Below are 13,767 nucleotides of genomic sequence, written 5' to 3'. Positions count from 1 at the left end.
ACGGAGTGCACTGGGTCAAGTGGCTTCCGGGCGGAAGGAATCGCAGGCCAGGACCGATTGTCAGTGGGGCGGCCTACCGTCGTTCCCATGCTGCTATCTCACGGGGGAGAACCCTCAGGCGCCACCGATCCGGTGGTGCGCTGGACGGTGGAGCAGGTACTGGCCCTGGCTCCTGACGACGCATCACGCAAGGCGGGGAGCAGGCTCGGCGCGGCCGGTCCGTGGTCCGAGGCGGGCCACGGCGGTACGGGGACGGTGTGGGGACTGTGCAAGGGCAGCGGCAGCAAGCCGTACCGCACGGTGATAGACACCACGGGCCCTGCGTACAAGTGCAGTTGTCCGAGCCGAAAGTTTCCGTGCAAGCACGCGCTGGGGCTGTTGCTGCTCTGGGCTTCCGACGGCGCGGCGCTGCGGGAGGGCGAGGCGCCCGAGTGGGCCGGGGAGTGGCTGGAGGGCCGGCGCAGGCGTGCGGCCGAGCGGGCCGCGGCACCGGCCGCAGGCGAGGGTCCGGTCGCAGGTCTCGCCGACCCGGAGGCCGCCAGGCGGCGCGCCGACCGTCGGGCCGAGCGGATCACGGGGGGTGCTCAGGAGCTCGAGCAGCGTCTCACCGATCTGCTGCGCGGTGGCCTCGCGGCGGCCGACCGGTCGGGATACGCGCTGTGGGAGGAGACCGCGGCCCGCATGGTCGACGCGCAGGCCCCCGGGCTCGCCGGGCGTGTACGGGAGTTGGGCGCGATCCCGGCATCGGGCCCCGGCTGGCCCGTGCGGCTGCTCGAGGAGTGCGCGCTGCTGCATCTGCTGGACTCGGCGTGGCTCGGGCTGGACAGGCTGCCGGAGCAACTGGCCGCGACGGTCCGTACGAGGGTGGGGCTGACCTCCCCGGCCGAGGGACCGGCGGTCCGCGACCGGTGGCTGGTCCTCGCCCAGTACGACACCCAGGACGGCAAGATCGTCACCCGTCGCATCTGGCTGCACGGAGAGGAGTCGGGGCACACCGCTCTGCTGCTCTCCTTCGGGGCGGCGGGACGCTCCCCCGGCCAGGCGCTGCCGGTGGGCGTGGCGATCGACGCCGAAGTCACGCCGTACGCGGGCGGCGGGCGGCTACGGGGTGAGCTGGGGCAGCAGTTCGGCGCACCCGTCGCCACGGCATCCCCGCCGACCGGCGGCACCACGGCCGATGCCCTCACCGCGTACGGGCGGGCCCTGCTGGACGACCCCTGGCTGGATTCGTGGCCGGCCACCCTGCGCGACGTCATACCCGTGCCGTCCGGGGACGGCTGGCAACTGGTCGGCGCAGCAGACGGATCCGCGCTGCCGATCGCCCCGTCCGGGCTGTCCCGACCGGGCCTGTGGAAGCTCGTCGCGCTGTCGGGAGGCGGTCCCGTGACGGTGTTCGGGGAGTGCGGCCACCGCGGGTTCGACCCGCTGGCCGCCTGGTGCGCGGAAGCCTCCGACGACAGCGCGGGCGTGACCGTGGCGCTCGTCTGACACACCGGAAGTCCTGCTCACCCGACAACCGGAGGAGACCGAATGTCCACGACGACAACGACCGGCGCGCCGGTGAACGCCCCCTGGGAGGAGCTCGTCACCTCGGCGCTGCTCGGCACCGACCGGCGCCCGCCGCCCACGGGAAGCGGGCCTGCGGACGGCCCCGCCGCACTGCTGGATGCCGCGGCGCTCCACACCGTGCGGCGCCGGGCCGCGCTGCTGCCTGCCACCGGGGCCGCCGTGCCCGAAGCGGCGCCCCACGACCCCCGCCCGCCGCTTCCGGCGGCGGCCAGGCGCCGGCTCGCCCAGCTGCTCGCCGACCGTTCCGCGCCCTCGGGAAGTGGGCGCAGGGGGACGGCGCCCGACCTCACCGAGCTCATCCCCCAGTGGCTGGCATCGGCGGGTGCCCGTGGATTCCGCGCTCCTGCGGAGCTGCTGCCCGCACTGCTGGACGCGGCCCGGGCGCGTACGGATCTGCGGCCGCACGCGCTGGCGTTCGCCGGGCCGCGCGGGCTCTGGCTGGCGGGCCTGAATCCGGAGTGGAAATTCGCACTCCGCGCATCAACGAACCGCTCCCGCCTGCCGGCCACCGAGGACCGGGAGGCGGTGGGCCGTCTCTGGGAGGAGGGCCTGTTCGCGGAGCGGGTCGCGCTGCTCGGAGCCGTACGGGCACAGGATCCCGCCGCGGCCCGTGCCCTGCTCGCCACCACCTGGTCCACGGAGCGTGCCGAGGACCGGCTGATGTTCCTCGACTCCCTGCGCACCGGTCTCTCGTCCGATGACGAGGCGTTCCTGGAGGAGGCACTGTCCGACCGCAGCCGCAACGTCCGCTCCACCGCTGCCGAGCTGCTGTCGGCTCTGCCGGACTCGGCGCTCGCCCGGCGGATGGCGGCCCGCGCCACGTCCTGTGTGAACCCGGACCGTACGGGCGGCGAGGAGGCCATCGCCGTGGAGGCCCCGCACGAGTGCGACGCTGCGATGCAGCGCGACGGCGTGGCACCGGTGCCCCCGTCGGGCCGGGGCGAACGGTCCTGGTGGCTCGGGCAGTTGGTGGAGGCGACGCCACTCGCTGTCTGGCGGGAGAGGTTCGGCGGACGTACCGCCCAGGAGGTCGTCGCCCTGCCCGTCGCCGACGACTGGGGCGCGGAACTGCACGCGGCCTGGTGCCGGGCAGCCGTGCGGCAGCGGGATCCGGAGTGGGCGCGCGCCCTGCTGGGCACCCCATCGACACCTCCGGCGAGCGGCCCCGGAACGGCTTCGCTGGCCGAGCGTTCGAAGCTGCTCGCCGTCCTGCCCGCGGCCGAACGGGCGGACTGGGTGGCCGGGTTCATCGCGGCGCACGGCTTGTCGGAGGCGTTCCAGCTGCTGGGCGTCTGCGCGGTGCCCTGGGCAGAGCCGCTCGGCCGCTCGGTGGTCGACGCGCTGGACATAGCCCGGGACGCCGGCAGCTACCCATGGAGCTTCAGCGGGGTCATGGGGCTGGCCGAGCGCTGTCTCGACCCTGCCGAGGCGGACCGGCTCGAGGTGCTCACCACCACGCCGGACGAGCCGGAAGGGGCCTCGCCAGGTGCGGGTGGCTACTGGTCGGAGGCGTTCCGGAGGCTGGTCTCCACCCTGCGTCTGCGCGCGGCCATGGACGCGGAACTGGCGCAGGGCGGCCTGACGGACCGAGCGCAGGGCAGTTCATGACGAACTGAACGGCGGACGCCAGGGCGGGCCGGGCCGGGGCACGGCAAGGCGTACTGGCGGCCGCACGGCACCGTGCTCCGGGCCCGGACACCCGGCTCAGGCCCCGGGCCCGGACACCCAGCTCGGGCTCCCTGCTCCGGGCCCGGACACCCAGCTCGCGCTCCGGGCTCCGGCTGAGAGCCCGCTCAGCCGCGGCCCGGCTCCGGAAGAGGGCGTGCCCGGACCTCCGAGAGCCGGCACCGGGAGAAGACGGCCTGCTCAGGCCCCGGCGGGCTGGCGGACGTTTGCGTTCACCCAGGCGACGATCGAAGCCGTCGTCGCACCCGGCGTGAAGATCTCCGCCACGCCCTGCTCCTTCAGCGGCGCGATGTCCGCCTCGGGAATGATGCCGCCGCCGAACACCTTGATGTCCTCCGCCTCGCGCTCCTTCAACAGCACGATGACCTTCGCGAAGAGCGTGTTGTGCGCACCGGAGAGAATCGACAGCCCGATCGCGTCGGCATCCTCCTGGATCGCCGTGTCCACGATCTGCTCGGGGGTCTGGTGGAGCCCGGTATAGATGACCTCCATACCCGCATCCCGCAGCGCCCGCGCGATCACCTTGGCCCCGCGGTCGTGGCCGTCGAGGCCCGGCTTCGCCACCACCACTCGGATCGGACCGGTCACACCCATCACTGCCTCCACATGCGTCTCCCGTGCCTGAAGGGCCGGGGATGTGAACGAACGTTATCCACAGCATCCCGCACGGCGTCGTTTCGCGGTGGACGGGGAGGGGGAAATCACACATTGGGACATGTTCGCCAAGCGTCGCTCCCCGCATCACACGGCCCACCGCCGCGCAGGGACCGTCGTACAGGGGAGCCGCAACGAGGTCGTCGTACCACCGCGCCGTCAGCCGCACGGCACGGTGGTACGACCCCCGGCCGACCAGGGCCGTCGCCACCTCCGCAGCGACACCCCGTGAGGGCATATGGGGCAGGGAGCCGCCTCCCCCGCATGCCAGTGCAGGAGGTCGGCCATGAAGGTCCTGTCCTTCCTTCCCCTACTGCTGCGCCAGTCGTGTCTGTATCCGAGCCGGATGACATCGGCGCTGGTCAGAGCCACCGCGCTGGAGCTGGTGATCCTCGCGGGACACCTCCTCATCTACCCCACCGGCTTCACCCCCGAGCGCCGGCTCCCCACCGTCCCTCCCTGCCCGGGACACGAAGCAGACTCGGAAACCGACCCGGAGAACGGCCACGAACCCGGCCCCGAATCCGCCGGTGACCGGCAGAGCCCCGGTCACCCGGACAGCCCTGGTCACCCGGACACCCCCCACGCCACTCTTTCGGCGGCCGGAACCACCACCGCCCTCCCGGCCCGGCCCCTCGACCGGCCGCCCGTCGTCCTCCTGCACGGCTTCATCGACAACCGCTCGGTCTTCGTCCTCCTCCGCCGCTCCCTGGCCCGGCACGGCTGGCGCCATCTCGAGTCGCTGAACTACTCGCCCCTGACCTGCGACATCCGCACGGCGGCAGAGCTCCTGGACCGGCATGTCGAGGAGATCTGCGTACGCACGGGACACACCGAGGTCGACATCGTCGGGCACAGCCTGGGCGGCCTGATCGCGCGCTACTACGTACAGCGACTGGGCGGTGACCGGCGGGTACGCACCCTGGTCACCCTCGGCACGCCGCACAGCGGCACGGCCGCCGCCCCGCTGGCCGGTGCGCACCCGATCGTGCGCCAGATGCGCAGCGGCTCCCCCCTGATCGAGGAGCTGCGCCGGCCGGCTCCGGGCTGCCGGACCCGGTTCATCAGTTTCTGGAGCGAACTGGACCGGGTCATGCTCCCCGTCGAGACGGCCTGCGTCGACCACCCCGACCTCGACGCGCAGAACGTGCGCGTGACCGGAATCGGCCATCTCGCACTGCCGGTGCATCCCGCCGTCGCGGCCGCGATCCGTCAGGCGCTCGAGTCCGACGACGCCGTCATCGGCACCCAAGGGGCAGCTTCAGTCGCCTGACGAATAGAACAAACTTCGAACATAGGGCCAAGGCTGCTTCTTCAGTCCACCGAAAGGCGGCCGATTGCCCGTTTCCTGAGCGGACAGAACCTGCCGAAGATTGTCGTCGTCGCGTACCGCCGGGTACAGTCGCGGCCACTGCTCACCCTGGGTTCCCCCCACCGGACCCCGGAACAGGTCCTGCTGCCGAGGCGAGAGAGAAGTTGGTGAACGACCAGCACCCCCACGCCGGGTACGTCGGATACGACGGTCACTCCACCGGCAGCTTCGACACCGACCCGCTCTTCGGGACCCTCCCCGGTCATCACGACGGCAGTCACGAGACGTACGACGGCAGTTACACGGCTGCGTACGACAGCACCTACGGCGGCTACGGAAACGCGTATCCCGCAGAGCCGCAGAGCCACAGCGTCCCGTACGACCCCACCCAGTGGGACACCGGCGGACACCAGCAGGCTCAGCAGGCCCCGTACGACGCGTACGACGCGCAGGCCCATCCGGCGCAGCAGACGTACGACACCACCGCCACCTGGCTGCCCGACGGCGGGATCCCCCCGCAGGCCGGCGCCCCGGAGGCGACGGGCCAGTGGGACACCACCGGCTGGGACCACACGGGCCAGGCCGACCAGTGGGCAACGAGCGACACCGGCGCCTTCCCCACCACCACGTTCAGCGACACGTCCTACGCCACGGGCACCTACGCGGCCCCGGTCTTCGAGACCCCCGGCTACGGGACCGGCACCTACGAAACCGTCGACACCGGCGCGTACGACGCCACCGCCTGGAACACCGGCGCCACGCCCGAGAACACGGCGTACGCACCCGAACAGACGTCGTACCCCTCGTACGAACACCAGTCGGCGCCCTACGAGTCCTACGAGACGGCCGAGTTCAGCTCCCACGACGCCGGAACCGAGACCACGGAGTACGCCGAGACCGCGGACTACGCGGACACCCACGGATACGCCGACACCGCCGACTACGCGGAGACCGGCACCGACGGGGCCCCGGAAACCGACGAGCCCGACCCGGCCGCCGAGGCCACCCGCACCGCGCACCCCTCCGACTCCCACGCCGACTCCGACGCCGACACCGACATCCCCGCGGCCCGCACCTCCACCGCCCAGCGCCCCGTGGGCCGTTCGGCCCCGCGCGGCGGTGGCGGCAGCCGAGGCCGGCGCCGCACCCCTGCCAAGCGTTCCGCCCTCCTCACCGTCGCCGTCCCCTCCGCCTGCGTCATGAGCGTCGCCGGCATCGCCGCCGCCTCCGTGAGCGGTGTCGGTGGCGCCGACGAGCAGAGGGACGACACCACGACCGTGGCTGCCGCCGACCCGGGCAGCGTCAAGCCCGTCGCGGCCAACAACAAGCTGGACACCCAGCTCGCCAACCTCAGCGCCGACGCGGAGAACTTCGCGGACCGCGCCAGCCGCACCCAGGAGCGCATCGACCTGAAGGAGCGGCAGGCCGCCGAGAAGAAGAAGCGCGAGGAAGAAGCGGCCCGCCGCGAGGCCGCGCGCCCCAAGTTCGTCCTGCCGGTCAAGCAGCACGGACTCAGCGCGTACTACGGGCAGGCCGGAGTGAACTGGATGTCCGTCCACACGGGCATCGACTTCCCCGTCGCGTACGGCACTCCGGTGATGGCGGCGACCGACGGCACCGTGCGCACCCAGTGGAACAGCGCCTACGGGAACATGGCCATCGTCACCGCGGCCGACGGCACCGAGACCTGGTACTGCCACCTCAGCACCACGAAGATCCGGTCGGGCTCGGTCAAGGCCGGCGACGTCATCGCGTTCTCCGGGAACTCCGGCAACTCCACCGGCCCGCACCTGCACTTCGAGGTACGGCCCGGCGGCGGCTCGGCGATCGACCCGATGCCGTGGCTCCGCAGCCACGGCATCAACCCCAACTGATCAGAGCTTCTCGACCGGCGCGTACCGCAGGAGGAGCTTCTTCGGCCGCTCGTCGCCGAAGTCGACCGTCGCCTTCGCCTGGTCGCCGAACCCCTCGACCGCCGTCACCGTGCCCAGTCCGAACTGGTCGTGCGTGACGCGGTCCCCGACCACCAGGGTGACCACCGGCTTGTCCGAGGTGCGCCGGGTCGCGAAGCCCGAGGGCCCCGACTTGGAGCGCGACGAGGACAGCGACGACGTGATCCCCGACGTCGGTCCCGCCGGGGCCGCCATCGGCCCCTTGCGCTTCCAGTCCAGGTGCTGGTCCGGGATCTCCTCCAGGAACCGCGACGGCGGGTTGTACGAGGGCTGACCCCACGCACTGCGCATCGCGGCCCGGGTCAGGTACAGCCGCTCACGGGCACGCGTGATGCCCACATAGGCGAGCCGGCGCTCCTCCTCGAGCTCCTTGACCTGTCCCAGCGCGCGCATGTGCGGGAAGACGCCGTCCTCCATGCCGGTCAGGAACACCACCGGGAACTCGAGGCCCTTGGCGGTGTGCAGCGTCATCAGGGTGACGACACCGGAGCCGTCCTCGTCCTCGTCGGGGATCTGGTCGGCGTCGGCGACGAGCGCGACCTTCTCCAGGAACTCGGCGAGGGTGCCCGCGCCCTCCTCCTCCGCCCGCTCCTGCTCGAACTCGAGGGCGACGGCTGCGAGCTCCTGGAGGTTCTCGATGCGGGTCTCGTCCTGCGGGTCGGTGGACGCCTGCAGTTCGGCGAGATAGCCGGTCCGCTCCATGACGGCCTCCAGCACGACCGCCGGTCCGGCGCCGGACTCCACGATCGTGCGGAGCTCCTCCATCAGCGTGTTGAACCGCTTCACCGCGTTGGACGAGCGGGCCGCCATGCCGTACGCCTCGTCGACGCGGCGCAGCGCCTGCGGGAAGGAGATCTTCTCCCGCATCGACAGGGCGTCGATCATCGCCTCGGCACGGTCGCCGATACCCCGCTTCGGCACGTTGAGGATGCGGCGCAGAGGAACGGTGTCCTCGGGGTTGGAGAGGACCCGCAGGTAGGCCAGGACGTCCCTGACCTCCTTGCGCTCGTAGAAGCGCACTCCGCCGACGACCTTGTAGGGCAGCCCGACACGGATGAAGATCTCTTCGAAGACACGGGACTGGGCGTTCGTACGGTAGAAGACGGCGACGTCGCCCGCCTTCGCGTCCCCGGCGTCCGTCAGCCGGTCGATCTCGTCGGCGACGAACTGCGCCTCGTCGTGCTCGGTGTCGGCGACGTAGCCGGTGATCCGGGTGCCGGCGCCCGCGTTCGTCCACAGGTTCTTGGGGCGGCGGCTCTCGTTGCGCTCGATGACGGCGTTGGCCGCGGACAGGATCGTCTGCGTGGAGCGGTAGTTCTGCTCCAGCATGATCGTCTTCGCGTCCGGGTAGTCCTCCTCGAACTGGAGGATGTTGCGGATGGTCGCGCCGCGGAAGGCGTAGATCGACTGGTCCGCGTCACCGACGACGCACAGCTCGCCCGGAGCGTCGGCCTCGCCCGCCGGGCCCACCAGCTCGCGTACGAGGGTGTACTGCGCGTGGTTGGTGTCCTGGTACTCGTCGACCATCACGTGCCGGAAGCGGCGGCGGTAGTGCTCGGCGACATCGGGGAACGCCTGGAGCAGGTGCACCGTCGTCATGATGATGTCGTCGAAGTCCAGCGCGTTGGCCTCGCGCAGCCGCGCCTGGTAGAGCGCGTAGGCCTGCGCCAGCGTCTTCTCGAAGCCGTCCGCGGCCTGGCCCGCGAAGGTCTCCTCGTCGATCAGCTCGTTCTTCAGGTTCGAGACCTTCGCCGTGAACGACTTCGGCGGGTAGCGCTTCGGGTCGAGGTCCAGATCGCGGCAGACCAGCGCCATCAGCCGCTTGGAGTCGGCGGCGTCGTAGATCGAGAACGACGAGGTGAAGCCGAGGCGCTTCGACTCGCGGCGCAGGATCCGCACGCACGCGCTGTGGAAGGTCATGACCCACATGGCGTTGGCGCGCGGTCCGACGAGCTGCTCGACGCGCTCCTTCATCTCGCCCGCGGCCTTGTTGGTGAACGTGATCGCGAGGATCTGCCCCGGGTGCACCCCGCGCTCGGCCAGCAGGTGGGCGATCCGGTGCGTCAGCACCCGGGTCTTGCCCGAGCCGGCTCCGGCGACGATGAGCAGCGGGGAACCCGCGTGCACGACGGCGGCGCGCTGCTCGGTGTTCAGCCCGTCGAGCAGCGCGGCGGAGTCGACGACGGGGCGCGGGGCACCGTCGCGGTAGTAGGCCTCGCGCGGCGGCGGGGGACCGTCGAAGACGCCCCCGAAGAGGTCCTCCGGCACCGCTTCGGGTGCGTGGTCCTCGGGGGGTGGCGGGGGGCCCTCGTCCGCTTGCTGGAGGCCGGTCAGGAAACTGTCGTCAAAGAGGCTGCTCATCGCCTGACGAGTCTAGGCGGCCGCACCGACACCCCGGGGCCGCATTGCGTACGAGGGCCCGATCCGTGCGCGCACCGAGACGGATCACCCACAGTGCGTAGGGATTCGGAGGTACTTCCCGCCACGGGGCCGGTCAATCCAGAAAGGTCACGGAAATGTATCGGGCATATCGACCATCAACCTTCACAGGGGCACACGGGTTGGCTAGCGTGCTCCGACGGGTGACCGTTACCCCCTTGAGGCGAACCACGCCGCGCGGGCACCCTCGCCGAATCCGTCACTCCCGCACAGGAGTCCGGAACCGGGGACCCACACGCAGCACCGGGGTGAATCGGTCCGTCCCGCTGGACCGTAGGGCAGCCTTCCGTTCCGCCCGAACCCGACAGCTAACCCGGTAGGCGGTCCACGGAAGGAGATGCCGGCCTTGGCGTCGCATCGCAAACCGCGCACCCGTGTGCGCACCAGCTCCCCCGCCGTCGGTCTCACGACGGCGGCGCTCGCGTCCGTCACCCTGCTCTCCACACAGAGCGCGACGGCCGCCCCGGCGGAGCCCAAGCCCAGCATCGAGGAAGTGCAGAAGAAGGTAGACGATCTCTACCGCCAGGCGGGAACGGCGACCCAGGAGTACAACAAGGCGAAGGCGGCCTCCACCCAGCAGCGCTCCAAGGTCGACGCGCTCCTCGAGGCCGCGGCCAAGCGCGCCGACAAGCTGAACGAGACGCGCCGGGAACTGGGCAACTACGCGGCCGCGCAGTACCGCAGCGGAGCGATAGCCCCCACGGCCACGTTCTTCCTCGCGGACGACCCCCAGTCGTACTTCGACCAGGACCAGCTGATGGCCCGGATGACCAGCCAGCAGCAGAAGGCGGTCGCCGACTTCCGTACGCAGCAGAGCGAGGCGGCGACCAAGCGGGTCGAGGCGACGAAGAGCCTGCAGACGCTCACGGAATCGCAGACCACACTGCGCACCAGCAAGCAGCAGGTGCAGAACAAGCTGGCCGAGGCGCGCACCCTGCTGTCGGAGCTGACCGCCGAGGAGAAGGCGCGGCTCGCGGAGCTGGAGCGCAAGAAGGAGGCGGAGGCCAGGCGCAAGGCGGAGGAGCTCGCGCGCCAGCAGGCCGCCGCCGCGAAGGCGGAGGCGGACCGGGCGGCCGCGGAGGAGGCCTCGAAGGGGGAGGCGGACACCGGAACCGGCACGGGCTCCGACAGCAGCTACGCGTCGAAGGCGGACAAGGTCCTGGCCTTCGCACGGGACCAGATCGGCAAGCCGTACGTCTGGGGGGCGACGGGCCCGTCCTCGTACGACTGCTCCGGGCTGACGCAGGCCGCGTGGAAGGCGGCGGGCGTCGACCTGCCCCGCACCACCTGGGACCAGGTCGAGGTGGGCACCCGGGTGGCCACCGCCGATCTGAAGCCCGGGGACCTGGTCTTCTTCTACGACGACATCAGCCACGTCGGCATCTACAAGGGCGACGGGATGATGATCCACGCACCGAAGCCGGGCGCGAACGTGCGCGAGGAGTCGATCTACTACATGCCGATCTACGGCAGCGTGCGCCCGGCGTAACAGCACGGAGCGCACGAAGAAGGACGGAACCGCCTGCGGGCCCGGCATGCGCCGGGCCCGCAGGGCTGCCCGGTCAGGTCCAGATTGTGGCGATGAAGATGTTGGCGACCGTCAGCCCGCCGACCGCCATGAACGCGCCCTTGTCGACCTTCTCCTCATCGCGCTTCACATAGACGAGCGCCAGGATCACGACCAGGATCAGCAGCTTGATGCCGATCTTGACGTTGTTCACCGGCTGGTCGTCCGCCTGGTTGAGCCCGACCAGGGCGACACCCGTGACGAGCATCGTCAGCGCGCCGTGCAGCATCGCCGGCCCGAAGCGCGCGTTGCCCTCCCCCACGGCCTTCATCTGAGTGAGGAATCCGCCCAGCAGGGAGGCGATCCCGATGATGTGCAGGGCCACGAAGACATTGATGAGTACGTCCATGGCCGCAGCGTAGCCGCGGCCATATCACCACTCTTCGGCCAGGTACTACTTCCTTACGAGTTCGCTCTCGACCCGTGCGAATTGCCCGACTACAGCTGGTTTTTCCGGTCACTTGCAGAGATCGAAACGTCACATTGAGGCAATAGCTGTCATTACGACTCTTCACCGTGCCTCGGGTTTAGCGTCCCTCCCAGGTGACCGACTCTTCACCGCCGTCCCCGTACCGGGCGGCACCCCGGTCACCCCGCCAGGTTCCGGTGGCGGGCCACTCCCCCCTGTGGTGGCCCGGCACCGGTACCGGCGGGCCCGCCGGTACCCCCCGTCGGGCAGTCGAACGGAAGGACCCGCGCCCCCGTGGCCGCCCAACGCAAAGCCGCTCACCGCAAGCCCAAGCAGCGTCCGTTCACCGGGCCTGCTGCCCGCACCGCAGCCACTCTGGCCTTCGCCGGGGCGGCTACCGCGACCGCCTTCGAGGGCGCCGCCCAGGCCGAGCCCCAGCTCACCCCGGCCCAGGTGAAGTCCAAGGTCGACCGGCTGTACCACGACGCCGAGGTCGCCACCGAGCAGTACAACGGCGCGAAGGAGAAGGCGACCGCCACCGCCAAGTCCCTGGACGCCCTGCGCGACGAGGCCGCCCGCAGGACGGAGCGCCTCAACTCCGCGCGCAACGCCCTCGGCTCGTTCGCCGCCGCGCAGTACCGCAGCGGCGGCCTCGACCCCGCCGTCCAGCTGGCCCTCTCCTCCGACCCCGACCAGTACCTGGAGCGCGCCTCCTACCTGGACCGGGCCGGGGACCGGCAGGCCGGCGCGGTCAACGGCGTACGCAGGCAGCTCACCGAGGTCGCCCAACTGCGCGCCCGGGCCGACGAGGAGCTGGCCGCACTCGCGGACCGCCAGGCCGAGCTCAAGAAGCACCGGACCGCGGTCCGCACCAAACTGGCCGACGCCCGCAAGCTCCTGGCCACCCTCACGGCCGCCCAGCGCGCCGACTACGAGCGCTCCGCCGACGCCCAGCACGGCGGCAGCGGCGTCCGGGCCGACCGCAGCACCCCGCGCGGCTCCGTCAGCGCCCCCAACGCCCGTGCCGCGCAGGCCGTCGACTTCGCGTACGGGGCACTCGGCAAGCCGTACGTCTGGGGCGCCACCGGCCCGTCCTCCTTCGACTGCTCCGGCCTCACGCAGGCCGCCTGGCGCGCCGCGGGTGTCTCGCTGCCCCGCACCACCTACACGCAGATCAACGCGGGCAGCCGCGTCTCCCGCTCCGAACTGGCCCCGGGCGACCTGGTCTTCTTCTACTCGGGCGTCACCCATGTCGGGCTGTACATCGGCGGCGGACAGATGATCCACGCCCCGCGCCCCGGCGCGCCGGTCCGCATCGCGCCGATCAGCGAAATGCCTTTCGCGGGAGCGACCCGGGTGGCATAGGCTCCGCGCCGACCGGCCCAGCGAGAGAGAGAAGGCTCCCCGTGCCGATGGACACCGACGTCCAGAACTACGCGCGAACGCTCACCCTCCGCTCCCCCGACCACTACCGGGTGGGCCCCTTCACGGTGCGCCACAACCCGGGCTGGGAACTGAAGTACGCCAACTACGCCATCCCCGACCAGGGCGCCGAGCCCACCGCCGGGGACATCGACGACCTCGTCGTGGCATTCCGCGAGCGGAACCGGCTGCCGCGCCTGGAGTTCCTGCCCTCCTGGGCCCCAGCCGTCGAACCGGCCCTGCTGGCCGCCGGCTTCACCGTGGAGCTGCACGCCCCGGTACTGGCCTGTACCCCGGCGGGTCTCCTGCCGCCGAAGCCGGTGGACGGGCTCCGCGTGTCCGAACCCGTCACCGATGCGGAGTTCACCGCGGCCGCCGCGGTCCAGCACACGGGCTTCGGCGGCGAAGGCGGCCCCGACGAGGGCGAGATCGCCTGGCTGCGCGGTGCGGTGGCCGGCAACGGCGTCGCGGCGCTGGCCCTGCTCGGCGACGAGCCCGCCGGGGCGGGCGGCTGCTCGGTCCCCGTCGACGGCATCAGCGAACTGGCCGGCCTCGCCGTGGCCGACGCCTTCCGCCGCCGGGGCATCGGCGCCGCGCTCTCCGCCTGGCTGACCACGACGGCCTTCGAGCGCGGCTGCTCCACCGTCTGGCTGGAGCCGGGGAGCCCCGAGGTCGAGCGGATCTACGCGGGCATCGGCTACCGCAGGATCGGCGAGAAGACCAACATCTCGCTCACGGCGGAAGCCCCCTGACCGAG

Annotated in this window: 10 protein-coding genes and 1 riboswitch; of the genes, 7 read left to right on the top strand and 3 right to left on the bottom strand. The window is 71.5% G+C overall.

Annotated elements, in window-relative coordinates:
- Window positions 1–87: 87 nt before the first annotated feature.
- Both ACFQ6X_RS15955 and ACFQ6X_RS15950 read left to right on the top strand, forming a co-directional pair.
- On the top strand, window positions 88–1,488 hold the full coding sequence (locus ACFQ6X_RS15955; protein WP_383181786.1) for an SWIM zinc finger family protein: 1,401 nt from the start codon (window positions 88–90) through the stop codon (window positions 1,486–1,488).
- A gap of 42 nt (window positions 1,489–1,530) precedes the next feature.
- The gene (locus ACFQ6X_RS15950; protein ID WP_383181783.1) at window positions 1,531–3,177 is read left to right on the top strand and encodes a DUF5691 domain-containing protein; all 1,647 of its coding nucleotides are present in this window, start codon (window positions 1,531–1,533) and stop codon (window positions 3,175–3,177) included.
- A gap of 258 nt (window positions 3,178–3,435) precedes the next feature.
- Here the strand turns inward: ACFQ6X_RS15950 and ACFQ6X_RS15945 are convergent, their stop codons facing one another.
- Window positions 3,436–3,849, bottom strand: coding sequence for a cobalamin B12-binding domain-containing protein (locus tag ACFQ6X_RS15945; protein ID WP_329208178.1), 414 nt, complete (start codon window positions 3,847–3,849; stop codon window positions 3,436–3,438).
- 346 nt (window positions 3,850–4,195) lie between these two features.
- Between ACFQ6X_RS15945 and ACFQ6X_RS15940 the strand changes: the two genes are divergently transcribed.
- Both ACFQ6X_RS15940 and ACFQ6X_RS15935 read left to right on the top strand, forming a co-directional pair.
- Complete coding sequence (locus tag ACFQ6X_RS15940; RefSeq protein ID WP_383181780.1) at window positions 4,196–5,182, top strand: esterase/lipase family protein; 987 nt, start codon at window positions 4,196–4,198, stop codon at window positions 5,180–5,182.
- Between the two features lie 206 nt (window positions 5,183–5,388).
- On the top strand, window positions 5,389–7,095 hold the full coding sequence (locus tag ACFQ6X_RS15935; protein WP_383181777.1) for a peptidoglycan DD-metalloendopeptidase family protein: 1,707 nt from the start codon (window positions 5,389–5,391) through the stop codon (window positions 7,093–7,095).
- Here ACFQ6X_RS15935 and pcrA read toward each other — a convergent pair whose 3' ends face one another.
- Entirely contained in the window at window positions 7,096–9,534 is a 2,439-nt protein-coding gene (gene pcrA, locus ACFQ6X_RS15930) for a DNA helicase PcrA (RefSeq protein WP_329208182.1), read from the bottom strand.
- 256 nt (window positions 9,535–9,790) lie between these two features.
- Window positions 9,791–9,951: riboswitch (cyclic di-AMP (ydaO/yuaA leader) on the top strand.
- Between pcrA and ACFQ6X_RS15925 the strand changes: the two genes are divergently transcribed.
- Window positions 9,950–11,101: an NlpC/P60 family protein gene (locus ACFQ6X_RS15925; protein WP_383181774.1), complete on the top strand. Its 1,152-nt coding sequence runs from the start codon at window positions 9,950–9,952 to the stop codon at window positions 11,099–11,101. It overlaps the preceding riboswitch by 2 nt.
- Before the next feature lie 73 nt (window positions 11,102–11,174).
- Here the strand turns inward: ACFQ6X_RS15925 and ACFQ6X_RS15920 are convergent, their stop codons facing one another.
- Window positions 11,175–11,528 (bottom strand): hypothetical protein, encoded by a 354-nt coding sequence (locus ACFQ6X_RS15920; RefSeq protein ID WP_383181771.1) that lies wholly within the window; start codon window positions 11,526–11,528, stop codon window positions 11,175–11,177.
- Window positions 11,529–11,882: 354 nt separating this feature from the next.
- On the opposite strand from ACFQ6X_RS15920, the gene ACFQ6X_RS15915 reads away from it, so the two are divergent.
- Complete coding sequence (locus ACFQ6X_RS15915) at window positions 11,883–12,953, top strand: NlpC/P60 family protein (RefSeq protein ID WP_383181768.1); 1,071 nt, start codon at window positions 11,883–11,885, stop codon at window positions 12,951–12,953.
- Window positions 12,954–13,000: 47 nt separating this feature from the next.
- Window positions 13,001–13,762 carry a GNAT family N-acetyltransferase gene (locus tag ACFQ6X_RS15910; RefSeq protein ID WP_383181834.1) on the top strand — a complete coding sequence of 254 codons (762 nt, stop codon included), beginning with the start codon at window positions 13,001–13,003 and terminating at the stop codon, window positions 13,760–13,762.
- Window positions 13,763–13,767: the final 5 nt, after the last annotated feature.

The organism is Streptomyces sp. NPDC056452, assembly GCF_042796085.1.
GTDB lineage: Bacteria > Actinomycetota > Actinomycetes > Streptomycetales > Streptomycetaceae > Streptomyces.
This window is presented reverse-complemented; position numbering and strand designations above follow the sequence as displayed.